This window comes from Neoalteromonas flava, assembly GCF_002807685.1.
GTDB classification, from domain to species: Bacteria; Pseudomonadota; Gammaproteobacteria; order Enterobacterales; family Alteromonadaceae; genus Alteromonas_E; species Alteromonas_E flava.
The window spans coordinates 62,042-87,164 of the sequence record NZ_PEAX01000003.1 but is presented as its reverse complement, the minus strand read 5'-3'; the positions used below and the strand labels follow the sequence as shown (position 1 = coordinate 87,164).

General features: G+C 45.1%; 25 protein-coding genes. 10 read left to right on the top strand and 15 right to left on the bottom strand.

All coding sequences use genetic code 11. The features are described 5' to 3' along the window. Together CSH92_RS06480 and CSH92_RS06475 are read left to right on the top strand one after the other, a co-directional pair. Complete coding sequence (locus tag CSH92_RS06480; RefSeq protein WP_100656823.1) at positions 1 to 669, top strand: tetratricopeptide repeat protein; 669 nt, start codon at positions 1 to 3, stop codon at positions 667 to 669. A gap of 121 nt (positions 670 to 790) precedes the next feature. Then, positions 791 to 1,519 carry a DUF1439 domain-containing protein gene (locus CSH92_RS06475; protein ID WP_100656822.1) on the top strand — a complete coding sequence of 243 codons (729 nt, stop codon included), beginning with the start codon at positions 791 to 793 and terminating at the stop codon, positions 1,517 to 1,519. Here CSH92_RS06475 and CSH92_RS06470 read toward each other — a convergent pair whose 3' ends face one another. The 4 genes from CSH92_RS06470 to CSH92_RS06455 are packed head-to-tail and all read right to left on the bottom strand — an operon-like array spanning position 1,520 to position 4,965. Beyond that, on the bottom strand, positions 1,520 to 2,260 hold the full coding sequence (locus tag CSH92_RS06470) for a HugZ family pyridoxamine 5'-phosphate oxidase (RefSeq protein WP_100656821.1): 741 nt from the start codon (positions 2,258 to 2,260) through the stop codon (positions 1,520 to 1,522). 12 nt (positions 2,261 to 2,272) lie between these two features. Then, positions 2,273 to 3,064, bottom strand: coding sequence for an ATP-binding cassette domain-containing protein (locus tag CSH92_RS06465; protein ID WP_100656820.1), 792 nt, complete (start codon positions 3,062 to 3,064; stop codon positions 2,273 to 2,275). After that, the gene (locus CSH92_RS06460; protein WP_100656819.1) at positions 3,057 to 4,124 is read right to left on the bottom strand and encodes a FecCD family ABC transporter permease; all 1,068 of its coding nucleotides are present in this window, start codon (positions 4,122 to 4,124) and stop codon (positions 3,057 to 3,059) included. The genes CSH92_RS06465 and CSH92_RS06460 overlap by 8 nt, the downstream gene beginning before the upstream one ends. 13 nt (positions 4,125 to 4,137) lie before the next feature. Next, positions 4,138 to 4,965, bottom strand: a complete 828-nt coding sequence (locus CSH92_RS06455; protein WP_164084670.1) for a heme/hemin ABC transporter substrate-binding protein — start codon at positions 4,963 to 4,965, stop codon at positions 4,138 to 4,140. Positions 4,966 to 5,062: 97 nt separating this feature from the next. Here CSH92_RS06455 and CSH92_RS06450 point away from each other — a divergent pair, with 97 nt between their 5' ends. The 4 genes from CSH92_RS06450 (at position 5,063) to CSH92_RS06435 (ending at position 10,609) form a co-directional block, all read left to right on the top strand. Then, a complete protein-coding gene (locus CSH92_RS06450) occupies positions 5,063 to 7,303 on the top strand; it encodes a TonB-dependent hemoglobin/transferrin/lactoferrin family receptor (RefSeq protein WP_100656817.1) in 2,241 nt (746 codons plus the stop codon). A 103-nt stretch (positions 7,304 to 7,406) separates the two neighbouring features. Then, positions 7,407 to 7,667 carry a hypothetical protein gene (locus CSH92_RS06445; protein ID WP_100656816.1) on the top strand — a complete coding sequence of 87 codons (261 nt, stop codon included), beginning with the start codon at positions 7,407 to 7,409 and terminating at the stop codon, positions 7,665 to 7,667. 93 nt (positions 7,668 to 7,760) lie between these two features. Next, positions 7,761 to 8,693: a hypothetical protein gene (locus CSH92_RS06440; RefSeq protein ID WP_124916932.1), complete on the top strand. Its 933-nt coding sequence runs from the start codon at positions 7,761 to 7,763 to the stop codon at positions 8,691 to 8,693. Beyond that, positions 8,690 to 10,609, top strand: coding sequence for an alpha/beta hydrolase family protein (locus CSH92_RS06435; RefSeq protein WP_100656814.1), 1,920 nt, complete (start codon positions 8,690 to 8,692; stop codon positions 10,607 to 10,609). Before CSH92_RS06440 ends, CSH92_RS06435 begins: the two co-directional genes overlap by 4 nt. Before the next feature lie 32 nt (positions 10,610 to 10,641). Here CSH92_RS06435 and CSH92_RS06430 read toward each other — a convergent pair whose 3' ends face one another. From CSH92_RS06430 to CSH92_RS06420, 3 genes are read right to left on the bottom strand one after another with little or no spacing between them, the layout of a single operon-like run. Continuing rightward, positions 10,642 to 12,132 (bottom strand): wax ester/triacylglycerol synthase domain-containing protein, encoded by a 1,491-nt coding sequence (locus CSH92_RS06430; protein ID WP_100656813.1) that lies wholly within the window; start codon positions 12,130 to 12,132, stop codon positions 10,642 to 10,644. A 9-nt stretch (positions 12,133 to 12,141) separates the two neighbouring features. Continuing rightward, positions 12,142 to 12,783 (bottom strand): TetR/AcrR family transcriptional regulator, encoded by a 642-nt coding sequence (locus tag CSH92_RS06425; protein WP_100656812.1) that lies wholly within the window; start codon positions 12,781 to 12,783, stop codon positions 12,142 to 12,144. A gap of 9 nt (positions 12,784 to 12,792) precedes the next feature. Then, a complete protein-coding gene (locus CSH92_RS06420) occupies positions 12,793 to 14,001 on the bottom strand; it encodes a DUF445 domain-containing protein (protein WP_100656811.1) in 1,209 nt (402 codons plus the stop codon). 206 nt (positions 14,002 to 14,207) lie between these two features. Between CSH92_RS06420 and CSH92_RS06415 the strand changes: the two genes are divergently transcribed. Both CSH92_RS06415 and CSH92_RS06410 read left to right on the top strand, forming a co-directional pair. Continuing rightward, the gene (locus CSH92_RS06415) at positions 14,208 to 15,695 is read left to right on the top strand and encodes a DUF3336 domain-containing protein (RefSeq protein WP_100656810.1); all 1,488 of its coding nucleotides are present in this window, start codon (positions 14,208 to 14,210) and stop codon (positions 15,693 to 15,695) included. Further along, on the top strand, positions 15,692 to 17,008 hold the full coding sequence (locus CSH92_RS06410; protein WP_100656809.1) for a hypothetical protein: 1,317 nt from the start codon (positions 15,692 to 15,694) through the stop codon (positions 17,006 to 17,008). The genes CSH92_RS06415 and CSH92_RS06410 overlap by 4 nt, the downstream gene beginning before the upstream one ends. A 65-nt stretch (positions 17,009 to 17,073) precedes the next feature. Here the strand turns inward: CSH92_RS06410 and CSH92_RS17160 are convergent, their stop codons facing one another. The 3 genes from CSH92_RS17160 to fadR all read right to left on the bottom strand — a co-directional run bounded on the left by CSH92_RS17160 (position 17,074) and on the right by fadR (position 18,938). Then, the gene (locus CSH92_RS17160; protein ID WP_205662132.1) at positions 17,074 to 17,634 is read right to left on the bottom strand and encodes a hypothetical protein; all 561 of its coding nucleotides are present in this window, start codon (positions 17,632 to 17,634) and stop codon (positions 17,074 to 17,076) included. Between the two features lie 96 nt (positions 17,635 to 17,730). Then, positions 17,731 to 18,090, bottom strand: coding sequence for a phasin-related domain-containing protein (locus CSH92_RS06400; protein WP_100656808.1), 360 nt, complete (start codon positions 18,088 to 18,090; stop codon positions 17,731 to 17,733). A gap of 137 nt (positions 18,091 to 18,227) precedes the next feature. Beyond that, entirely contained in the window at positions 18,228 to 18,938 is a 711-nt protein-coding gene (fadR, locus tag CSH92_RS06395; protein WP_100656807.1) for a fatty acid metabolism transcriptional regulator FadR, read from the bottom strand. A 382-nt stretch (positions 18,939 to 19,320) separates the two neighbouring features. Between fadR and nhaB the strand changes: the two genes are divergently transcribed. Both nhaB and dsbB read left to right on the top strand, forming a co-directional pair. Further along, positions 19,321 to 20,907: a sodium/proton antiporter NhaB gene (nhaB, locus tag CSH92_RS06390; protein WP_100656806.1), complete on the top strand. Its 1,587-nt coding sequence runs from the start codon at positions 19,321 to 19,323 to the stop codon at positions 20,905 to 20,907. Positions 20,908 to 20,922: 15 nt separating this feature from the next. Further along, complete coding sequence (dsbB, locus tag CSH92_RS06385) at positions 20,923 to 21,444, top strand: disulfide bond formation protein DsbB (protein ID WP_100656805.1); 522 nt, start codon at positions 20,923 to 20,925, stop codon at positions 21,442 to 21,444. On the opposite strand, the gene CSH92_RS06380 is transcribed toward dsbB, so the two are convergent. The 5 genes from CSH92_RS06380 to rnd are packed head-to-tail and all read right to left on the bottom strand — an operon-like array spanning position 21,418 to position 25,120. Further along, on the bottom strand, positions 21,418 to 21,936 hold the full coding sequence (locus tag CSH92_RS06380; protein ID WP_100656804.1) for a YcgN family cysteine cluster protein: 519 nt from the start codon (positions 21,934 to 21,936) through the stop codon (positions 21,418 to 21,420). The genes dsbB and CSH92_RS06380 overlap by 27 nt on opposite strands. Continuing rightward, the gene (locus CSH92_RS06375; RefSeq protein WP_100656803.1) at positions 21,929 to 22,624 is read right to left on the bottom strand and encodes a fumarylacetoacetate hydrolase family protein; all 696 of its coding nucleotides are present in this window, start codon (positions 22,622 to 22,624) and stop codon (positions 21,929 to 21,931) included. Before CSH92_RS06375 ends, CSH92_RS06380 begins: the two co-directional genes overlap by 8 nt. After that, positions 22,624 to 23,619, bottom strand: a complete 996-nt coding sequence (locus CSH92_RS06370; RefSeq protein WP_100656802.1) for a lytic murein transglycosylase — start codon at positions 23,617 to 23,619, stop codon at positions 22,624 to 22,626. Before CSH92_RS06370 ends, CSH92_RS06375 begins: the two co-directional genes overlap by 1 nt. An 8-nt stretch (positions 23,620 to 23,627) precedes the next feature. After that, positions 23,628 to 23,942, bottom strand: a complete 315-nt coding sequence (locus CSH92_RS06365) for a YcgL domain-containing protein (protein WP_100656801.1) — start codon at positions 23,940 to 23,942, stop codon at positions 23,628 to 23,630. Then, positions 23,939 to 25,120, bottom strand: a complete 1,182-nt coding sequence (gene rnd, locus CSH92_RS06360; protein ID WP_100656800.1) for a ribonuclease D — start codon at positions 25,118 to 25,120, stop codon at positions 23,939 to 23,941. Before rnd ends, CSH92_RS06365 begins: the two co-directional genes overlap by 4 nt. Between the last annotated feature and the right edge of the window lie 3 nt (positions 25,121 to 25,123).

Here is a 25,123-nt window from a genome sequence, read left to right as displayed (position 1 = left end):
ATGTATTCCAAATCCATTTTCACTCTTATTTTCAGCTTTAGTTTACTCGCAAGCGTAGCGAACGCAGCCAACCATGATGGCTTTGATGAACAGTTACTTACATTGCAAAAGCAGTGGGCTATCGTAAATTACAACTTGTCAGGCAATACGCAGAAAACAGGCTTCGAAGAATTGGTCAACGCTGCAAAATCGCTTGCTGAGCAATACCCTGATCGAGCTGAGCCATTAGTCTGGTTGGGCATAATTCAAAGTAGTTATGCCGGTGCCAAAGGCGGTATTGGCGCTCTATCATTGGCCAAAGAGGCGAAAAAGTCTCTTGAGCAATCTCTAGCTATTGATCAAACGGTGCTGCAAGGATCAGCGTATACTAGCCTTGGCACGCTATACCATAAAGTACCGGGCTGGCCATTAGGATTCGGAGATGATGATGATGCAAAGGTCTATTTAGAAAAAGCCATCGCACTAAATCCCGACGGCATCGACCCCAATTATTTCTACGGAGAGTTCTTGTTTGACGAACGCCAATATACTGCGGCAAAGGAACACCTTGAGCACGCACTTGAAGCTCCAGCACGATTAGAACGCCCGCTAGCGGATGAATCGCGGCGCGCGGAAATTCAAATGCTACTGGCTAAAGTAAACAAGAAGCTGGATAAGCAAAAGCACTGATTTATTGATGTTTACTCGTACTAAAACCACTGCTCTACTCGCGGTGGTTTTCAATTTTCGGCTTGACTCTCAGAATGAGCGCTTCATTATTTAGGGCAAGACACCTCTTCACTTATTGTGCATGCATATTCCTTGGCACCCATTATCATTTTCAGACCGTCTAAAAGTTGCCGCAGCATTAGTTTTAGTTAAGTTAGGTAAGCTGAAATATGACCAGTTTACTGAACAGGAGTTAAATGACTTACTAGCGCCCTACTTCCCTCAGCAAATACCTATTCCAGTTCCCATTGGCAAAGCCACACTGAGTCTGTTGGAAGGTGAGTTAAGCATGCCTGAGTCAACCAATCGTTTGCAGTTGCAACTCCTCTGTGGGATGGAAGTGCGCGTACTTGGCAACCCCATTTATCGTGCCCACTTAATCGTGGTTGTTTCCGCGCTTCCAGATTACGACTGCACCACCAAAACCTTAAGCATCGACACTATTCAAGTCGATGATATGGCACTCGTGCACGACGAGTATTCACTCCTGAAAGACACAACGAAAATCATAGATAGTTTATCTCCCGTGCAGTTAAGCAGCCTGTTTTCCAGTCCGGTAAAATCAGCGTTAAGCGTGCTAACAGCAGGATCTTCGACAACTGCAATTGGTTACCTCAATTTGTATATCGGCGGCAGCAAGCAACGCATTCTCGACTATCACAAGCCCCAGATTGAAGAGCACATCGTGAATGCGGTTACTGCGGCCGATCTCAATTTTACCTTAGACCCTGCTGAATGGCGTCAAAACCTTTTTTCTCGCAAAGGCAAAACAGTCGTAGTGGAGGGCCGAGAACTGCGTTTCTATTTTTGATCAGGCGCTGCGCTTTAACACTTCCCTAGCGTGATGCGTTAGTACCACCATGGCTTCACGCACTTTGGCTACAGTATTTAATGGTTGATGGAAGGGAATAAACACGATGCTGTCGTTATGCTGCACGTGAAATCCTTCCGCAAAAAGAGTCAACATTGTAACCTTATCGACTGGGGTATCGTAACCATAATGCTCTTGTAAGATAACTTGCAACGCATCTTCATGATCTTGCTGCATATGCTCAATAACATTAGTTTCGCTGTCTCCCATAGCAGCAAAATTTTCTTGCCATTCGGCCACGTTGAACCAATAAATTTGTCCAAAGCCACCAATGTAACGTACCCGTTGCGTGGTTAAACGATAGAATCGAAAGTCATGGGCTTCAACATATTGCCTAGCTTGTGGAAACAAACGGAAATAGCGTTGTTTTAAGGCTTCATCAACAGAATCAGCGCTAGCTGTGGCCAACACGGTGACGCGCGCACTGGCTTGACTGTCAGTAGTAGTGTTGTCACATACACACAAGCTGACGTGCGGATCCGCTTGCATATTGCGAGAGTGTTGAGCGATATCAGATGCATAAATTACTATATCACCCTCGTCCGTGAGTAAAAATGGAGTAACTGAACCAAAGGGAAATCCTTTGATCGATAAGCTCTGAGTTGCAAGTACTCCTGAATGTATACGTCTTAGCAAAAGCCGCGCAGCATGGATGTGATGTTGTTTTTGCGTATTTTCCATTGATTAACTCTCTTAATTGATAAGTGATTGATAAATTAAACGTGTGTCTTGCCCGCCCTGCACTGCATGACTTATAACTGTGCCTTCTGTTGCAAAACACGTATTGATATTGGGTGTGGTAAAAACCGTTTTTGTTGGGCCGTGCGCGAAAACTCTGCCCCCCGAAAGAAACAGCACAAAGTCGCTGATCCGCGCCGCTTCGTTAATGTTATGTTCGACTAAAATTGCACTACCACCAAGCTCAATAAACTCACGTAAATGGCTGTACAAAATTTGACTTTGGCGAATATCGAGTGCACTGCAGGGTTCATCCAGAAGTAAAGTACAGTGCTCATAATCTGCCCCTTGGGTTAACTGGATAAGTGCTCTGGCATATTCAACTAGTTGAAATTCACCGCCCGACAGCGTGGTGATATCGCGCACTAATAAACGGCTCATATTTAGCCTACCAATAACATCTGCAATACACCTGTCACGCTGCTTACTGCTTTCGGTAAACTGACTGCGCGCCAAGCGTAGGTACTCGATCACCTCCAGACTAAACGTAGGACGTGCCGTTTGTTCAACATACGCGCGTCGATGACTTAGTTCGACCAAGCTAAATGAGTTCAGAGGTCGCTCTGCGAGAGACACTGAGCCGCTGCTGAGTGAGTCAGGATCCAGCAGCGCGCGCATTAAAGTGGATTTCCCGGCACCGTTGGCACCGATAACCGCAGTGAGTGCACCACTGGCAAACGTCAATGAGTCAATTTGGAGTAGCGTTCGCTGTTTCTTTACCAGCGATACTTGCTTTAAATTAAACATGTTGGCCTCTGCTTTGTTGATGCCAAATCAAGTAGATGAAAAACGGCACACCGAGTGTTGAGGTGAGCAAACCAACGGGTAATTCTGCAGGGACAATGAGTGTTCGAGCCAACGTGTCGGCGATAGTCACTAAGAGACCACCGACGATTGCAACAACCGGCATCAGTCTGCCTAGATGGCCACCTAAGAGCAGTCGGCAGATATGTGGAACGACCAAACCAACAAAGCCGACTATTCCGGTAAAACTGACGCAAACAGCGATTATGGCTGCGCAGACTAGCAAGGTTTTGCGTTTCAGCAAGGCTACGTTAACGCCTTGACAACGTGCCTGTTGCTCACCACAGCTCAACTGCATTAATGCGTATCTTTGCTTGAAAAGGTACACAAGACAAAACACAACTGTAATCGAGGTAAGCCATACCATTGGCCAAGAGGAGCCGGCATAGCTTCCCATACTCCAGAAAGTGATTTGCCGCAATGTTTGATCATCGGCAATAAAAGTTACCAACCCCAAGCAAGTCATTGCAGCTGCGTTAACAGCAACGCCAGCGAGGATAAGTAATAAATTGCCACTCCCTCGATTACGTCTGGAAATCGCTATCAGTGCTAACATTGCGACCGCCGCACCAGCAAAAGCCATGGCGGGAGTAAACAGCATTGGTGCACCAAACTCAGCGAACAGGCGACTACTGATTAGCATGGAGATACCAGCAAATAGAGCCGCGCATGCCGACACGCCCAACAAACCAGGGTCTGCCAGCGGGTTGCGCGTTAGTGCTTGTAAGGTTAATCCGCATACCGCTAAACCCGCTCCAGTGCTCACTGTCATAAGCACTCTAGGCAGGCGGATATCGAGCAAAATAGCGAGCTCAAAGGCGGTATCACCTTGCGTACTGATTAGCTCCCAGAGCCCAATGTGGTAAGCACCTGAGGAAAGAGCCCAAAGGATTGCCAAGGGTGCAATAGCGATAAACCCAAGCAACAAATAGCGTCCATCTCGCAATTTCATGCGCTGGTGCTGACCAATAATATCCGTTGATGAGGGAACGCTTGCTTGCATGATGTTGCGCCCGCTACATTGCCATAACTTGACGAACTGCGTCCGGCAAGCGTGGCGTTAAACCTAAGAATAGCAATGGGTCGACAAACACAATTCGGCACCCAGAGTGCTGCGCCCAACGCTTTAATGCAGGCATTGCGCAGAATTGTTCAGCCTGCATCCCTTGGCGTTGATGCTCTGGTATCATCAACCAATCCGGCATCCTCTGCAGAAAAGCTTCACTGGAAAGCGGTTTAAATCCAGTAACGTCAGCAAACACATTCTGCGTACCTGCCAGCGTGTATATGAGGTCGGGAACTGTATTTTGGCCAGCCACAAGCATACCGCGCTCATTAATATTCATCAGAAAAGCAGCTCGCCCTCCTTGCTCAGATAAAGTGGCGATTTCAGCAAATTCTGACTGCACCTGGTAAACCAGCGCTTCACCCGCAGACTGCTTATCGACGAGTTCAGCCGTTTGCCGGATCATCGACAATAAACCCGCTACAGACTTTTCAACCTGAATCTGTTCCACCTGGATCCCAAGTGAACGTAATTGTTGTAGGACTCTTGTCGGGCCAACTCCGTCGACACCTATCACTAAATCCGGTCGCAATGCGACAATTCCCTCAATGGGTAACTGGCGGTAGTAACCAACCTTGGGCAATTGATTAACCGCCGCCGGATATGTACTACTCGTGTCGACTGCGACTAGGGATTTACCAGCACCTAAGGCATGCAATATCTCCGTCACGCTGCCACCAGCGGTGACAACGCGCGCATCCTCTTGCGCCGACATGTCAAATACTGCGGTTGACATGAAAATTAGGGCCAAAGCAACTGAGAGCAAAAGGCGTGACATAAACATTAATTCCCTTACGATTGAATTCATTTGTTGCAAATAGTAATCATTCTCATTAGCATTTGCAAAAAGAATTTACTCAATAAAGGAAAAGCCTGTGTCAAAAAACAATCCCCTCGCCCTTTCAATCCTCGCAACGAGTGTACTGGCACCCGTTACTTCTAATGCCCAAACGGAAGCCTCAGAGATTTTTATCCCTGACAGTGGCATCGAGGTGATCACGATAAGCGCAACCAAAAGCTTGCGGGAAATAAACGAAATTGCTGCAAACGTAACGCAATTGGATCATCTAACTATGGAACGTCTCGCTGCTGGCGATATTCGAGACATCTTGCGCTATGAACCAGGTGTTAGTGTTGAGGGTGGCGGCCGCTTTGGCTTATCCAGCTTTAACATTCGGGGTATTAACGGCGATCGCGTTTTGATCTTAATGGACGGCATTCCATTGGCTGATGAATTTAGCTTCGGTCCTGCCCTATCAGCCCGACGGGATTTTATCGACGTGGATATGCTTGAATCTGTTGAGATAATTCGCGGACCTGCATCAACCCTGTATGGCAGTGACGCCATAGGCGGTGTCGTAGCGTTTACTAGCAAGCAACCCGCTAGTTTAGTTAGCCAGGATGGTGAACTTGCTGGTCGCTTAAAACTAACCGGTCGCAGCGCTAACGACGACTTAGCTGCGAATTTTCAGCTTGCAAGCACGTACAGCAATTGGCAATGGTTAATCAACGCTGGAGTACGCCAAGGACATGAAACACAAACGTACTACTCTGATGCGGCAACCGGCCCCGTAAGGAAGTCCGCTGACCCACTGGATATTTCCAGCGAAAATGTTTTCGCGAAGATGATTTATTCGCCCAACGCCAAGAACCAGTTACAACTCACAGCCGAATGGTTTAACAGTGTGACAGAGTCTGATCTGCTGTCTGACTATGGAGCCGTAGTTCGTGGCGTCACTATCCTGAATAGTATTGGTGACGATGAACGTCAACGGGGCCGCTTATCTATGCAGTACCAATACTTGCCGAGCGGACTTAGCGACTGGCCTAAAGTGACCGGCTTAGCCTATATTCAACGCTCAGAAACAAAGCAAGACACACAACAAACAAGGCGCAGCTTAACGCCGAATAGTTTGGCCTATGAACGTCAGCGTTCGAGTTTATTTGAACAGCAGGTCATGGGCGCTCAATTGCAGTTCGAACAACAATTTTCAGGCGTTGGTGAACATTATCTTATCTATGGCGTCCAGTGGGAGGAAACCGAGTCAGAAAGCGTTCGTCGCGGCCAATCTATTCAAGCTGAAACTGGTCTTCAATTACCTGAATTTGAGTATTTCCCTGCACGTGATTTTCCACTTTCTACGCTGCGCGAAGTTGCCTTTTTCGTACAAGACGAAATTACACTGTTTGATGGCAGCTTGATGTTGAGCCCTGGATTACGGTTCGACAGGTTTGAGCTTACCCCACAGGATGATCCCGTTTTTAACGCTGCAAATCCAAATGTCACGATTACCGATTATAGCGAGCAACAGTGGTCGGCTAAATTTGGTAGCGTATATAACCTCACTGCTGACTTGAATGTGTGGTGGCAGTTTGCCCAAGGCTTTCGTATCCCACCGATGGATGATGTAAATATTGGCTTTACCAGTTTTGCCGGCGGCTACACCTCACTGCCTAACGCCAATTTAAAACCTGAGTCGGTGGACAGTCACGAAATTGGTATCCGGTATTCCAACTCACACATTGACGTTAATGTAAGCGCCTACCGCAACGACTACGACAACTTTATCGAATCACTTTCAGTGGTTGGTTTTAATCCAGCAACAAATTTGCTGGAGTTTCAGGCTATCAATATTGATAAAGTCATCATTGAAGGGATAGATCTGCAAGTCAATTGGTACCTAGGTGCGACTTTTCCAGAGTTAAAACAATGGCAGGTACGCATCTCGACTAGTGTGCAGCAGAGCGAAGACAAAAGCACTGGGTTAGCACTAGATTCTGTGCTTCCTAATCAAACTGTTGTAGGCTTGCAATACGGAGCACCTGACGCTCCTTGGAACCTAAGCCTTATTGCCACGTATACGGGAGAAAGTGAAAATCTAGACACCGGTTCTGCGGAAACTGCACTCTTTCAATCTCCCAGTTATACTACGCTAGATCTTATCGCGAACTATGCAGTATCCAGCCGTTTAAAATTGAATCTGGGACTGTTTAACCTAACGGATAAAGAGTATTGGAATGCATCGGAAGTCCGCGGACGTGCTATTGATGACAACCTTGCACGTTTTACCGCACCCGGCCGAAATCTCTCGGCTAACCTAGTCTATTCCTTCTAAACATCTTCCGGATCAGATTTTTGTGGCAAAGAGTCTGATCCGGATCAATCTACAAATTAAAACGAAGTGTTAGTCTGTAATCATAGTCTGCAAGGGTTTTCTTATGACTGATACGCGCATACTCCGCCTGCTAAAAATCATCATGCTTTGTGGTATTGGATTAATTTTGCTGGGGATCTACTTCCATAACTTCAGTGAAACTATAGAAGCTATGGGAGTGACAGGTATTATTATCAGTGCCGTTTGTGTTGCCGTTGGCATGGCAATGTCGCTGCCTACCAAAATGTACCTTACGTTCATTTGGGTTAAGCATGAAAGCGATGCAGCAAAAGAGACTTGCATCAAACAGTCAAAACTTGAATAATCCGCTGCGAACAAGGAATGTTTACTGCAGACGCTTATTAAGCCCGTCAATATTATTTCTTGTTTTGTTCAAGCAACTAACAAGAAGTATTACATGAAACCTATTTACCTAATAACACTATTGTCGTGTTTGCCACTACCTACACTCGCTGACTCATGTGTGGATTTTGCCGTTGAACTGGCCGCAGAATATAAAAGTGAGATTGATTCACTCAATGAAAAATTTCACTTAGATCTAGCGGAACTAGAGGAGCGCTACCTAACTATCCGACAAGATCCTAATGTGAGCTTTGCTATGATTGCCACTATCTGGCAAGACTATTATGACTACCCTAAGCACTATCAACGCTTTACCCACGACATTTATGACATGGTGAATGGCATAGCAACTGATGAAAATGCTGAACGTTACTGCGGTGCGGAAGAAAAATTAGAAATTCAACTTGAACAACGTGTAGAACGGTATCAGCAATTACTTGAGCATCTGAAAGAAGGGATCAGTAGTCGCATAGAACTTGAGCAACTTGACAGTTCTGAAGGTCTCGCCATTATCTCGGCGTATTCCTATGGCGTCGCGCCTAAAATAACAATTGTCGGTGATGGGCTATTAAACTCTTTCAAAATTGGTCCTTTGGCCTTCGCTGAGCATTTTGAGATTCGAAAACTGCAACAAGGTACTTATCGTTGGGATCGAGTAGAGCTCGGATTCAACGGATTTGCCTTGCAAGACAGTAATATCAACATATCGGGTTCAACGAGCTACAGTTTTTTCGACTTTACTGAAAATGAATTTGAATTTTCAGTTATGCCACAAAAACTAAATTTTACCGGTGTTTTTATCTTTGAAACCAAAGGTAAAGGTGCACGGGGCGATTTGTATGACCGATCAGCTATTCTGGTACAAATGCTGGAAACACGTTATCCCTATCTTATGGAACGCTACGAATGGCATAACTCATTGGCTCCCCAAGATCCATTTTTACAGTTTTATGCTCAAGAACGTCTAAATAAGGAAGTTACGGAATGAAGCAATTATTGTTTTTACTCATTTTAGTAATTAGCCAACCGGTATATGCAGATTCAGCAACCGAACTCACTGTGGAAGACTTCTTCAAGCGCCCCGTAGTAGAAGAAGTGGCTCTAAGTCCAAGCGGCAATATGGTCGCTTTTGAGAAATTGGGTGACGTATTCGTTGGTAACCCAACAACACCTTACCGTGATGTATATGGAGTAAATTCACGCTATCGAGTGCATCGACTGGTTTGGTTAAGCGACAATGTTCTAGCTATTCAGGTACGGAATAAATCTAATGGCAAAATCATGTCGGTATTTTTTGACTTGTTAATCGCTGACGGTGAAATAAGCATTCAACGTCAGGACTTTATCGATAACCCCGGCTATATTGTCGACCGCTTACCTCATCAACCAGACGCGTTGTTATTCGCTCAAATTCGCTTTGATGATGACAAGGTTTTTTCCGATGTGCACAAAGTCACATTGTTCACGAAGAAACCTTATTTATTCAAAAAGCGCAAAAAATACAACTACAACAGTGGCGAAATCATTGAATGGGTGACTGACCAAGATAGCCAGCTTAGGGTTGGTGTCAGTTATGAAGATGGTCACCCACTTCTATGGTCACGAACAAGCGAAAAGTCGCTGCGCATGAGCAGCATATGGAGAGGTGATAAGGATACAGAAATCAGTATTTATGGTATCAGCGAAGATAAACAAACCCTTTGGGCAGTAACCAATTATCAACGCGATACGCATGCTGCTGTAGTTTTTGATTTATCCTCAGCTACGATAAAAGAAGTCTTGTTTGAGCATCCAGACAGAGACGTTAAAGGGATTATCATGGATGCGAGTCGTTCAACACCGCTTGCTGTAACTTATCTTAAACAGGGTCAACTGAACTATCATTTCCTTAATAACACAATCGAAGACGTCTATAACAACATAGCAACACAATATCCGAAGGTTGATCATACCGTGCTCAATAGCAGCGAAGACGGTAGCTCAATGCTGTTGGTTCAACATGGCAACACAAAGCCCGGTACGCTTATTCATTGCGTCAATCAAGGCAACACATGCTCAGATGTTGAAGATATGTATCCATGGCTAAATGGCGTATCTCTGGCGAATACAGAAAGTTTTAAAACTGCAACTGAAGGCGAAGCAACAATAGAGTCATTTCTATCTCTTCCCACTGAGCTGAATGGCGAAGGAGACTCGATTCCGCTTATTATTATGCCGCATGGTGGTCCTATTGGTGTGTATGATACTAGTTATTTAAACGGCGACGTTGAATGGTTGGTGCGTCAAGGATATGCGGTATTACGTGTGAATTATCGTGGTTCCGGCGGCTATGGAAAAGCTTTCGAGGAACAAGGTATGCAGCAATGGGGGCGTGCCATTGAAGATGATATAGCAAAAGCGATAGCGGATGCCTTGCAACGTTTCCCACAACTTGATCCTGACCGTAGTTGCCTGTTTGGTGCGAGTTACGGCGGTTATTCGGCAGTTATGAGTATCATTCGCTCGCCGGAAAAATTTAACTGCGCGATATCGTTTGCAGGCGTGATGGACTTACCGCTTTTGTTCAATACGAGTTCAGTCCAAAATAATGAAGGTCTGACCCAACGATTAAAAGAAATCATCGGTGACCCTGTGCTCCAGCAAACTGAATTAATGAGGTATTCACCTGTGTTTAATGCGAAACAGGTTAAGCGACCATTAATGTTAATTCATGGTACTAAGGACTTAGTTGTTGACGTAGAGCATTCGTGGCGGATGAGTCGAATGCTTGAGCTTTATGGGATCCAACACCAAAAGCATATTTTGAACGGTACTGGTCATAGCTTTAGGAACACCGGCGAGGTGCGAAAATTCTATGAACTAGTTATCCCTTTCTTAGAAAAACATCTCCAAGACAACAAGTAACGGTTCTATAACCAAAAGCCGTGGGACTGTTTTTATTGACCTACGGCTTTTTTGTTATCTTGTGTATCCAGCGTTTCAGTGACGATAGATACCGGCATCTCTGGAAAGTGTTCGCCCATATCTTCAATATTCACTGTTGGATCATCTATGCTTTTTTCAAGCAGATCGAATGCCTCAGAACAGTAGTCAGCCAACGGCTGCAGCGACTTTATGTTTTTGTTGCAGCAGACCATGCCGATGTTGGCTACACCGTTATACGTCATCAGTGTGATGTTTACACCACCACCTGGTGTCATGGTGGAAACCGGATAATTAGCCAAGAGTTCGCTGTCTTTTAAGTAACGCTTCTCGGCCGGGCCTGGCACATTGGAAACCAGCAAGTTAGCGATGGGGCGAGTTACATTGGAGAGGCGTAAAACTTCAAAAATCAAGGCAAATGACTGGATCACAACAGTGTAATAACTAAACGCACCAGGGCTAGCATGCTGCGCCGCCTGCTTCACGATGCGGTGATTGGCAATTATTTGACGTAAACGCACATACGGGTCGGTTTTCCCGTGCGCTAGCTCCACCGGCACAATGGCAATCTTATTGCCGGAGGTTTGCTCGCCGGGTTTACGCAGATTAATTGGCATATTAGTAAACAGCGCTTTTTCGAAGGTATGCCCATAGTCTTGAAGAAATCGATGAATACCAATATCAAATACACACAACAAGATCTCATTTGCCGAGGCGCGCGTTTTTTTACCTACCTGTCGAACGCGTTCAAAATCGATATCCATGGTTGCAACCGCACGCCCCGATTTAACTTGTCCCGTCAATACCGTACGGGTACCGCTAAACGGCACAGGCATGTAGTGTCGGTTGATCCAGATAATTTTAAAAAACAAACGAATAAAAATAATCAGTAAATCTTTAAGACCGATCAAAAAGCTCCAAACTTGGCGCACGACTTTACGCCACAATTTAACCCTTGGTCGACTAGAACGCTTGCGTCGCACCGCCCATACCGGCACGAAGCTCTCATCGGTTTTTTCGGTATGGTACCCCTCTTGAAACCAACGCACTAGGGTAGCGCCATCGCCGTACATATGATGAACTTTTACGTAAATTCCATAGGTGTCGCTTTTGCCGTCATGGATAAAATGAAATTGCCAAAGTGGCTTGTCACGGTCTAATAAAACCTCATGCATTTTGGCGATATAATCATCTAGTGCTTGCCGATCATGCATATCTTCAATCACATGTATCTGAACGTGATAATGCATATCTAAGCGTTTTACCGGCTGCAACTTTACCGGAAAGCCAAGAATACTTTTCACCCGACAATTGAACGGATTGGAGGCTTTGTCATATTGCAAAACTTCTTGATACAGCGCATCAACGTAATCCGAACCATTGCTATCTTGTGGCTTTTTCAGTAGCTGTAGACTGGCCACATGCTTAGGATTATCAACAGATTCGGTGATCCAAAAGGTTTTATCTAAAAAGGTCAGGGTTTTGGCTTTTTCTGGCTTTTTCATTACGTCACCTTATTCATCACCGCGCGTAAACGCGTGCACCGCGATGCTTTGCTGCAAATGGGTTAGATTGTCCACCGGGACTTGCATTCTGGGGATCAACAGCGTTAAGAGTAAATTCAGCGTATCATAAATTTGCGTGTCATCATCCAAACGCTTTTTCATCTGAAAATACTGACATGACTGGATCATAACCAAACTGCACACCTCAACTAAGGGCTTAAGTTCGCTTGTGTCTATACGGATATATTGATTTTGTATGGCATGCGCAAACATCGCTTCTAACCTAGCCTCAATCAACTTAACCAAACGTTGCATGCCTTTTTCTACGTCTGGATACTTTTCCATCAAGTCCATTGGAGAACGGTATAAAAAGCGATAAAGGTGAATTTTTTCGAGCAGAATATAGATATAATAAAACTGCTCTTCGAGTGTTAGCTCGCCGGTATTTTGCACGTTTAACAGCTTTTCCATTTGCTCAACATGCAGTTCGAAAAGAGCATCAACGATGATTTCCTTACCCTTAAAATGGTAATACAGGTTGCCGGGACTGATGTCGAGCTCGTTAGCGATATCCACACTAGTGACACTGGCCTCGCCTTCCTGATTAAAAAGCTCTAATGAAGTTGCTAAAATCCGCTCTGCCGTTTTCATAAGGTAGCCTTAGCCAAACACAAAATACAATTGTGCAAATCCTGCCAATCCTCCCAGAATAGCCCCTGTTACGATCAACTTCCACTCATCGGCCTGGTAGGCAGGTCTTAATACGCCTTCAAATTCCTCCGGACTTAATTGTTGCATACGCGCACAAAGATCGTTGCCCACCTGCAGAGCATTGTTGGCGTAATCGTAGGCGTACATGAGGTATTTATCTGAATTCGTGAATATTTGCTTAACCGCTAACTCTTTCATGGCAAAGTACTTATCAGAGCCGACACCAAGGGCAAAATACGGCTGAGCGAGCGCAACATAACGTTCAATGGCGTCATTCACATGTAACTCAATCAGCTCTAACAATTGTGCCGAACCAGACCCATGCAGGATCATGTTGGTTATATTCTTCGAGTTAATAAGCTTCTCTTCGATTATATCGGAGTACACCCGCGCAACTTCGTTTTGCCGTTTCAAAAACATACCTTGAATTTTAAACGGGCCGAGATTGATGGGCTGCTTTGGCTCAAAAATGATTTTAATTGCAATCCAATTGGTCGCATACCCAACCAACAGACCACCAAGCGGAAGTATCCACCACGCCTGATAAAAGTGCCAAAGAAGCATGGTTGGTAAACCGAATAGGAAACCGAAATAAAAACCAGACTTTACGATAAACGGGAATTCTTTTTCGCCAGATTTTAAGAAAATTTCGTTGATTAATTCCGGCTCGTTAACCAATTGCTCGACTACGAGCTCTTTAATATTCAATATTTCGTTAATGTTATATTGAAAATCATTGACCATTTTGTGCACTACATTGGGAATATCGGCCTCTATTCGTGCATAAACAAGGTTCTTTCCCTGCACTGGCAGACCAGCCCATAGGTGTGGCGCTGATTCACGCATGACTTCATTCACGATTTTACGCAAGACTTGCGTTAAACGCCGCTGGATCGCGTTGGTTAATTCATCTGGATCAAGCCTTTCGGCTAGCTCTTCGACGCTAAGAAGCTTACCTAATACCAACTCGACTTCGATTTCTGCCATTTCCCTGCGTTTCGCAGGAATAAGTCCTTGCCATCCGAAAAAGGGCTTTATGCCAAAAAACTCGATGGGATAAAACATCATTTTGACCGCAAGAAAATTAGTCACCCACCCCACGATGGCACTAACCAGGGGAATCGATAACAATGTAAGGGTGGCTAGGTTCCATTCCATAGTAATGAATATGCGCTTTATTATTATAAATTGAACTTCAAGGTTTGAGTGTACCCTAAACATTCGTCTGCGTAACCTCCTTGCAGGCTTAATTTCACGCGTTTTTTAAGCATTTATTTAGATTCATGGGTATTAAGAAATTGGGTAGTGGTTTCTAAACATTTTGTTTACACTGCAAACAAGATAATCAACTTTAAAGGTGCAGTATGCCTTTGTTTGATAACCGTTTGGCGCAGCTTGAAGACGCCATTGAACATGCAGAATCATACGCAGAGTATCGCGAAGCCTGTGCTGCGCATGACGAGCTCTCTGGTGCGGATGAATGGAAAGCCAAAGATCCTTGCCGTGACTATGATTACCGCTTGATCCGCAAGCGTGTGCAGCGCATTAAGCTGGCTCGAGGTCAGGGTGATATCCTCGGTTTGATGTCTATTCTGCATGAGGGGCTGCACGGCAACCTGGGAAATATTGCCAATCCGGTGCTGCAGCACCAATCCAAGCTTGGCACCAAAACACTGATCCAAGAATTCATTGAGCAAGTGGTTTTAGCGCTGGATGATATTTATGCGGCAAATGAAGCAGAAATTGACTTCTACGAGAAGCTATCTTTTTTTGAAGAGACCGCCCATGCCTTCGGACGCAGCTGCTTAATGTTAAGCGGCGGAGCTGGCTTAGGCTTTTTCCATTGTGGTGTCGTCAAATCACTGAATGAACGCGATTTATTGCCTGGCGTTATCTCTGGGGCCAGCGCGGGTTCCATTATTGCTGCGATGTTGGGAACACGAACTCACGATGAGTTACTAGATGTGCTAAATGCTGAGTTTATTTATCATAAATTCCGTGATTGGCGCATTTTTAAAGGTGTGCGTGGCAAAAGTTTATTCGACTCAACCAAACTTGAAAACGCGCTCATAGAATTATTTGATGTAATGACCTTTGAAGAGGCCTTTAAGCGCACGGGTCTGCATATTACGATCACGGTTTCAGCTGCCGATTTACACCAATTTTCACGTCTTTTGAATGCGAAAACATCACCCAACGCAATCATTACGCAGGCAGTGCGCGCTTCATGTGCAGTGCCCATTGTTTTCAGCCCGGTGCAGTTGCGCGCTAAAGCGGCCAATGGTGATATCGTACCGTATATTCCGAACCGACGTTTCGCCGATGGTTCGCTAATGGCTGATTTACCCTATGAGCGTCTCGCCAGATTGTATGGTGTCAATCACAGTATTGTTAGCCAGACTAACCCATTAGCGGTGCCATTTTTATCGCGTAACCGCAAAGATGCTAATTCTGCATTGGGAATAACCCTGCGCCATGTGACCAACTTAGCCAAAGTAAACAGCATCTATGCCTTTGACATTTTGGAGTCAGCGATAGGTAATAAAGCAGCCAAATTAGCCATTCATAAGGTCCGCTCAATTATCGATCAACAATACGTTGGTGATATCAATATTTTGCCCGAGCGAGGAGTGCGTAGCTTGGCACATCTGTGGTCTAACCCAAGTGTAGAAAGCATCGCAGAGCTTATCCGCAGTGGTGAACGCGCGACCTGGCCCCAATTGGACTATATTGAGCGTAGCACTCGTGTAAGCCAAACCCTCAGACGTTACCTAAAACAACTGAAAGAGCGTGAAGCACGAGTACTGGCAAAAAGTAAAAACTTGAGGTTGGTGGAATCGAAAACGGCATGAAGCCAGCTATTGAAGATGATTACTTAACGCAAGTACAGGCACTTGTCGACGAGATCGCTCATGCCACCGATGACTCATCATCGATCATGGGCGACGTTTCACAATATTTTATCAACGCTGCCCGGCGCGCCAAGCAACAACTTGAATTAAAAGTAAAAATCGCGGAACTCCAAGACACCACTTCACTTGCAGAGTTTCAGCAGCAAGAACTGGATGGCCTGATCGCGCAACTTGATGAATTACAAGGTCAAGCAGATAAAGGCAGACAACAGAGGCTACAGCGGATAAGAAAGGTCTGCCAGACGCTAAATGACTTGTGTGAAGGTAAAAATAAACAACAAAGCCAACACAAAACGGCGAAGTTTCTTGCCTCTCTCTGGTTATTATCGGAACAGCATGAGGGACACCAACAAAATTATCATCAACGTTTAAAAATCCCTTACAAGATGGCCCTGACATTACGCCTCGTTGATGAAGTTATTGAGCACCAGCTATTAAGAGTGCCCAATTGGTTGACCTTTAGCGATCCCGAGATACGTTTTCATGGAACTGAGGCTGAACGCCAGAAATGGTTTGCCTTAGTCGCGATCCCAGCGCTCACGTCAGCATTGTTTCAAGATGCAGGTTTGTTTCACCCACTCGCCATTAAACTCCTGCGAGGTAATGACAAATCCAAAGATCCGTTCCGCGTACTCGACAATGAAGAACGTACCTCACTGCTGAAGATGAATTATCGCTTTAGTATTGATTATGTTACTAGCGGGTTAGGCGTCGATTATGGCACTGCATACGCGACACCTGAAACACAAGTGCTTGCCCATGCCACACTCTTAGAGTTAGTCAAAGATGCATACAAACCAGCAACAGGTATCGGGGAGCTGCTTAAAATTCCGCAAATTTATGCTTCTGTTGTATTTTCCACTAAACAGGATTTTCAGCGCTCAGAAGTGCCCAAAGGCTGTATGTTGATTGACCAACTTGCTAAAAAAGGAGTGGTCAGCGAGCACTTAGCACAAGCATTTAATCGAATTGTTGGTGCCTTCCCGCAAGGTTATGGGCTTTTTACCGCAGATGCTAAAAATTTGGTGTTTGGCTTATATCCAACGCAAATGCATGAACCAACAGTTATTCCGCTGTTGAGTATTGAAGACACTCTGCTAGAGCAGGAGCCTCGCACGCTGACTATGCAACAAAATTATTACTTCACCAGTACCCGTGAAGCCGAAGGACATAATGAGCAGTCAAAACAGGATAGAATTTGGGACGCTAGTCGCGACCTTGCTAGCTGGAGCACTCGCTGGGAAAAGCTTTAAGCGTTTGCTCGGTCAAACGGGCAAGACTGGTTTAAATAAAAAAGGAGCTTAAGCTCCTTTTTTATTTATTCGCCTGACTTAGGCGTGCTTTTTGCCGCAGGCTTTTTAGCTGCAGGCTTGCGCGCGGTAGTTTTCTTGGCCGCTGGCTTTTTGGCCGCAGGCTTACTCGCTGTCGATGCAGCAGGCTTGGCGGCTGTTGTTTTTGCAGACGTAGTTTTTGCCGCAGTCTTAGCTGGCGCTTTGCGAGTTGCAGGCTTTTTAGGTGCAGGTGCTTTCGCTGCTGCACTAGCTTCTCTTGCCTTGCGCTCTGCTAGCAAAGCAACTTGCTCAATCAAGTCGTCAACTTTCTTTGATAACTCATTGAGCTGCTTATCACGCTTGGCACTGCCAAAACTGAAAGCATCAAACCAGTTTTTCATCGATTGGTTCATTTTATCGCTCCGTGGCATCGATTTTTTTAAATCAGCCTCAACCGCTTCTCCGCGACTTGCTAATTCATTGAATAAATCGTTAGATTTAGTCACAGCCTTATCAAATTCAGCCGACATATCACTCAATTGGCTTGCGACCAATCCACAATATGCATTTACAAAACTAACGAACGGATTCTTTGTGTTAGAAGACATACGAACTCCTGCCTGTTTTTAGATTTTTGGCTGTGAACCATTAGAAGTGTAGACGCTACAAGGCAAAACGCACTCCGAAGAGTGCGTTTTTAAGACTTATTTAGCGGCAGCTAGTTTTGCTACAGCTTCAGTCAATGCGTCAATCTTGGCAGAAAGCTCTTCGATTTTCTGATCCGCGTTGTCATTGTCCAAACCTAACTTCTTACGAACGTCAGCTACGCGACCTTCTACTTCAGAAGTTGTTTGCTTAAATTTACCTTTCGCGTCTTGCTCAAGGGCTTCGCCTTTAACCACTAACTCTTCAAAAACTTTCTGAGTTTCAGTGCTTAATTGCTCGTAACGACCTTGTGCTTCGTCGATGCTCTTACCGTATGCGCCTAAACCTGCCAACCAGATTTTACGTGCGAATTCTTCAGCTTCGTTGAATTTAGCTTTGATTTGATCTGTTTTAGTCATGTTGCTCTCCAGTGACCGATTAATTAATTCCGGTGTAGATTACAAATAACAATTAGAAACTGCATACTAACTCGCACTATTTTCTTGTAAACCATCAAGATATAATGCTATGCCGTTGTTTTTATTATGAATTTACTTTAGTCAACAAGATCAGATGGCATCGCGTCGCGTACTTCGCTCCAAACTTTGCCACTTTCAATCCCGTACTTGCGCAATAAATTTGGCACGCTCTCAAAATCCCCGTTCTCAGCCGCCGTAAGCAAGTTCTGGTAAAACTGCTTTGCAACGTCACGGGCTTTTTGATGTGAGAAGAAATAACCACCGATGCGGGCATACATGTTGCGAAAACCATTCATCATTAACACAAACACTGGATTGCCTGACGCCAATGCCAAATCGTGATTCATCTGATAATCAAAATTCGCAAATTCCGGACCATCTTCTGCAATACTGGTGTAGCGACTGATAATCTCAATGGATTTCTCAGGATTGTTTCGCAGTGCACCGCGAATAAATACCGCACTTAAGTTAGTGCGTGCAGCAAGTAGATTGTCGATTAGGTCCGATATACCCTCTTGGTCCAAGCGCGCCAGAGTTTCAAGAATGTTCAACCCGCAGGTTTCCCAAAAATTATTCACGCGCGTTGGCTTACCGTGCTGAATAGTCAACCATCCATCACGTGCTAAACGCTGTAAGACCTCACGAAGTGTTGTTCGTGTAACACCAATTAACTCTGACAATTCACGTTCTGCAGGCAAAATAGTGCCCGGCGCAAAGCGACCACTCCAAATGGATTCTACGATGTATTCTTCTGCGAAGCCTGCGGGGCTTTGTGCCTTATAAATCATGTACGACGCACCTGTGAATTGTTTTTATTTTTAACTGATTGTACCAGTCAATATTGGCAGTATTCCAGCCTAACGTAAACAAATAAATAACATAATCTTTGTCTGCGAGAGGAACCGCGCGTAAGTATATCACTTAATCGATTTATATCTGACTGATTTTACTTATATTTGCGCCATATTCAGCAAATACACGCCGCGCACATTAACGCGTTGTATATCCTCCTCAGTCAACTCTATGCCGATTTGCCTTCTGAAGCATCAGCAAGGAACTAAATTACTCTGAACACATAATTCATATTCAATTCGCCATTGATCAGGTTTATGATGATAAAAACATCAGAATTTTCTGACACTTTAACGTGTTAGCGTTTAAGGAATTCCTATGCAAATTTCACTGACAACAGCGATTTACCGCAATTTTCTGGGTCATGCGCCAGATTGGTACAAGCAAACAATCATCGCATTTTTGTTGCTTAATCCGTTGTTGTTTATATGGAGCCCATATATCGCTGGATGGGCACTCATTGCTGAGTTTATTTTCACTTTAGCCATGGCGTTGAAATGTTACCCTCTTCAGCCTGGCGGATTACTGCTGATCCAAGCGCTGTTTATCGGGCTCACCTCGCCTGAGCATATGATGCATGAAATCGCGTTAAACATTGAAGTGATATTGTTGCTGGTTTTCATGGTTGCCGGTATCTACTTCATGAAAGACCTCCTGTTGTTTTTATTTACTAAGTTAGTCATCAAAGTCACTAATAAAACCATACTTTCGCTCTCTTTTATCGCAGCTTCTGCTTTCTTATCTGCGTTTCTAGATGCGTTGACAGTCGTCGCCGTGATTATTGCCGTTGGCCTTGGTTTTTATACGATTTATCACAAAGTCGCGTCAGGTAAAGACTTCCATCACGATCATGACCATACGTCGGACGACGGTGTGAATGAACAACCCGGAGCGAATGACCTTGATGACTTTCGTGCTTTCCTGCGTAACTTAATGATGCATTCAGCGGTCGGTACTGCATTGGGTGGTGTAATGACTATGGTCGGCGAGCCACAGAACTTGATTATTGCAGACAAAGCCTCTTGGGGTTTTGTCGAGTTTTTCATTCGCATGTCTCCGATCACAATCCCAGTCTTTATCGCTGGATTATTGACAGCCGCGATGCTAGAGAAATTAAAATGGTTTAGTTACGGCGCGCAGATGCCAATCGTTGTGCGCAATATTCTGGTCGACTATGACAAACACATGGATTCGCAGCGCACCCCTCGTGATAAAGCGAAGTTGTTGGTACAAGCATTAATTGGTATTTGGCTTGTGGTTGGTCTGGCATTGCATCTGGCGGCTGTTGGACTTATCGGTTTGAGTGTTATTGTTCTAGCAACCTCAAGTAGTGGTGTAATCGAGGAGCATGCGTTAGGCAAAGCTTTTGAAGAGGCATTGCCATTTACAGCACTACTATGTGTATTCTTCGGTGTAGTCGCTGTTATTATTGATCAGGGTCTGTTCCAACCTGTTATTCATTGGGTTCTTACCTTTGACGGAACCAACCAATTGGTCATGTTCTATCTTGCAAACGGGGTTTTATCAATGGTCAGTGATAATGTATTTGTTGGCTCGGTTTATATAACCGAAGTAGCGACCGCACTGCAGAATGGTGAAATTACGCGTGATCAGTTCGATTTATTGGCAGTTGCTATTAATACTGGTACCAACCTCCCCAGCGTGGCTACGCCAAACGGCCAAGCTGCGTTTCTGTTCCTATTGACGTCGGCTATCGCTCCGCTGCTACGTTTGTCGTACGGCAAAATGGTGTACATGGCTCTGCCTTACACTATTGTGTTAACGATTGTTGGGCTATTGGCGACCTATTATGGTCTAGCCGGAGCGACCGATTATCTTTATGATATGCATTGGATTAACCACCACACTGAAATGCCAGGCGGAATTTCAGACAGTAGCCATTAATAGGATGTCGCAGGTATGGTGAGATTGTTAAGCGATTGGTCAAAGCAACGCTCTAGCTGGGCATTATTGTTCGTTTCTGCATTGGGGTTCGAGCTTACTGCGCTTTACTTTCAACATGGTCAGGGGCTTGAACCCTGCATAAAGTGTATTTACCAACGAACTGCAATGTTTGGGATCTTATTTGCAGCGCTTATTCCGTTGTTGCTAAACACCCCATTAACCCGTTTGGTTGGGTATATCATTTGGGGCATCAGTGCGGTCTGGGGCTTTTTAATTGCCTATGAACATGTTGATATTCTAACCGCTGCAAATCCATTTTTTGCTACCTGCGACATAGTTCCTAACTTCCCGAGTTGGTTGCCGCTACATGAATGGTTGCCAGCTATATTTGCTGCACCCGGTGACTGTTTGGACAATTCCTGGCAATTCGCTGGTTTTGGTATGGCGCAATGGATGATGGTTATTTTTGGCTTCTACAGTAGTTTATTATTAGTTGTTATCGGGGCTCGCTCAATCGATATCTTCAAGCGGCCATAGCGCGATGTAATCTTCAAACGCATCGAGGTTTACATCCGATTCGCATACGGTTTTCCCACGCACCGACATGCCGGCTTTATGCATCGCGGTTTTCTTGCCGCGATTCAATAGCGGATGCCAACTGGGTAGTCCTCTGCCTTCATGCAGACGCCGATAGGAACAACTCGGCGGCATGTAATAAATTTTGTCCAGATTATCTTTAGTCAGCTTTACGCAATCTGGCACACGGACGGTCCGGTTAGCATAGTCTGAGCAACTACAAGTTTTGGTATTCAACAGTTCACAGACAATGTTGGTAAAATGCACCTGTTCACCGTCATGCAGTGTCTCACTGCCATCAACTTCATAGACTGACAACTCTTGGTTCTGATCATCGATAAACTTATGTAAGCAACACTTTGCGCAGCCGTCGCAAATCGATTCCCACTCGACCTGTGACATCTCTGCTAGCGACTTCTCTTCCCAAAAAGGCTTATTCTCAGTTTCAGACATTGCTATTTTCCTGTGCCCCAATACAGCACCGCGTTGTAACCGTAAGTTTATCGCCTAAGGACAATCTGAGTTTATCTTGATCATGCAATTCACCGACACCAGCTGGTGTGCCAGTTAGCACTACATCGCCTGGCAATAAGGTGAAATTTTGACTGATTTCACCCAATAACGTCGCGATGGGAAACAACATATCGGCACTATTTCCGTCCTGCACAGGCTTCTCATTAATGGCTAATTGAAACGTAATATTCTCCCAGTCGGAAAACTGGCTAGCCGCGAGAAATGGTGTAATTGGACACGCGCCATCAAATCCTTTCGCCCGCTCCCAAGGCTGTTGGGCACTTTTTAACTGGTTTTGTGTAGCCCGCAAAGTTAAATCCAATGCCAAACCAATCCCAACAACGGCATTTTGCACTTGTGTAGGGGACGCGTTGGTCAGCGACTGACCGATTAAAACCGCAATCTCTGTTTCATAATGATACGCTTCCTGACGCTCGCACAAGCAAAATGTATCATCAATGAATTGGATTGATGTTGATGGTTTCATGAACAAGACGGGCGCATCTGGTACGGGGTTACCTAACTCCTTTGCATGCGCCACATAATTGCGCCCCACACAGACAACCTTGCCCACTGGCAATGACAAAATCGGGCAATGATCAGAATACCAATGATGTTGATAGCTCATTACCCCCCCTTTTGGATGCGTTCTGATAAATAAGCTACAGAAACGCCAAAGTAACTCGAGCGGTTCCATTTCATGAGCGTCTGAAAATTGTTGTAGACTAAGTAAGCCCGCCCTGTGGGGCCATCAGGCATGATAAGGTTCGCCAAAACATCTGCTTTTGGCAAGCTTTCCCCATTAAACCGCCTGACTCCCAGCGTCTGCCATTGCGCCAATGATTTGCGTTCGCTGAGGCTCAAACTTGCTAGTTTTGATAGTTCAGGGTCCAGTAGGGTCACTTGTCGTCCCCAAGTTTGATCGTCACGCCAACCTTCTTTGGCTAAGTAGTTTGCGATAGACGCAAAAACATCGGCATAAGAAGACCAAATATCCGTTTTACCATCCCCATCAAAATCCACCGCGTAGGTTAAAAACGAACTGGGCAAAAATTGACTCTGTCCCATAGCGCCAGCCCAAGATCCGGTGAACCGTTCTAGCGGCACATGACCCTGTTGTAAAATATCTAAAGCAGCGAAAAACTGCTTCCGAAATAACGCTTCTCGACGCCCTTCAAATGCCAGTGTAGCCAATGCTGCCAACACAGGTACTTTACCTTGGATCTTACCAAAGTTACTTTCATTACCCCATAACGCAACAATAAAGCGTTTTTGCACCCCAAACTTCTGCTCAACTTGGGTTAATATGTCATGGTGTTCTTGTAACAAATCTACAGCTTGCTTGACTTTCCAGTCCGGGACACGTGTTTTTAAGTATTCAGTCAAAGTAATCTTACGTTCTGGCTGATTGCGGTCGCTGCGGATAACCTTTTCGCGCAGTGCAATCGTGGCAAAGGCAGGATCTAATAGTTCAGGCGTAAAACCACGCTCGACCGCCTCTTGCTTCAAGCCTAGTACGTAATCAGTGAATGCTTTATTTTCGTTACCGTGAGAGACACTTATTGGTGCGATTAAGCTCCAGAAAAGAGCAACCATAGAGAGTGAGAATAAATAGTTTTTCATTGTTATGATTACTTTTTATCGTGCGGTGGTTGTGGCGTTAAACCTAACTCCACTCGATGCTCCGCCAACCAATTTTCTTGCTTTGGCGGCATTTGTAAATAGAAGCCATCACGCTCGAACGCTTCCAACAGGTCTTCTCGACTGACCGCGTGTAAACGCTTTTCACTGTGTGCTGGAATATGCATAACGAGCAGCGGGACGCCAAACATGTCCATCAAAGCGTCTGGCACTTGACTAAAATCGTCTACATTCGGGATATACAAATACATCCCAGCCTTTTTACGTGTTTTATACACGCTGCATAATAATGCGGGTACAGTCATACTATCTCTCTAACCGGTTGCCCTAGCAGTGCAAGTAACTTGTCTTGAAACAAAGGTTTACGCCAGCCTGATAGTAAATCGGGTTGCAGCCCCTGCACTGCGGTTTCATCGATGTCAAACCACCACCATTTTAGTAGTTGATTGAGCTGCTTTTTCGAGGCAATGATAGCTTCATCAATACCTGTCTGCTCGGCAACTGTCCGACACAATTTTTTTAACTCTGCTAGCTGTTTTTTATATTTTCCTAGGTCATTCAAGCGAATGACTTTAGCCACCTGCACACTTTCGTTGTCGTCTCGCCACTCCGACAATGCATCGCTCACTAACCGCACTAATGTATCGCCATGGCGCCTGATCTCTTGTGGCAGGAGGGTTTTCATAGCGTGCAATTCATTTTTAGACTGCGGCAGACGCATGGCAATTGCAATGAGATGTTGCTCTTTAACAATAAAATTGATGGCTATATCCTGCTTGCGCGCCAAAGTTAAGCGCCACGCGGCCAGACGTTTTAAAACATAGCGCTGAGTTGCATTAAGTTTCCATGCATTACCGAAAAACAAGTAGGCGAAATCCGGTGGCACTTGGCTGGCCTTTTTGGCTGCGAGTATCGCAATCTCGCTATATACGATATTCAGCCAGTTTTGGGCGTCGATGCGCGGTCGTAATTGCTGATATATCTGATACAAGTAAACCACATCATTGGCCGCATATACGAGCTGTTTATCCGACAACGGGCGGGCTAACCAATCCGTTCTTGACTCTCCTTTATCCAACACCACGCTACATTCTAACTCCACTAACTTGGAATACCCTAAGGTGGGCCCTAAATTCAACAAGTTTGCAGCAAACTGAGTATCAAACACTGGAGTTGGTGCAACACCTAAATGACTGATAAACACCTCAAGGTCTTCAGAGCACGCATGCAGCACTTTTACTACGCTCGGATTAGTCAAAACATCAGCAAGGGGAGCTAAATCATGAAGCGGTAACGGATCAATTAAGAAGGTGTGATTACCATCGTTTATCTGGATCAAGCCCATTTGCGGCAATAGCGTACGGGTGCGCACGAACTCAGTATCGATAGCGATAGCCGAGCACTGAGACAATTGTTGGCAAAGCGAAGAAAATGAGGCCTGATCGGTGATAAGCCGATAGCTGGAGAGTTCAGCTATCGACATCCT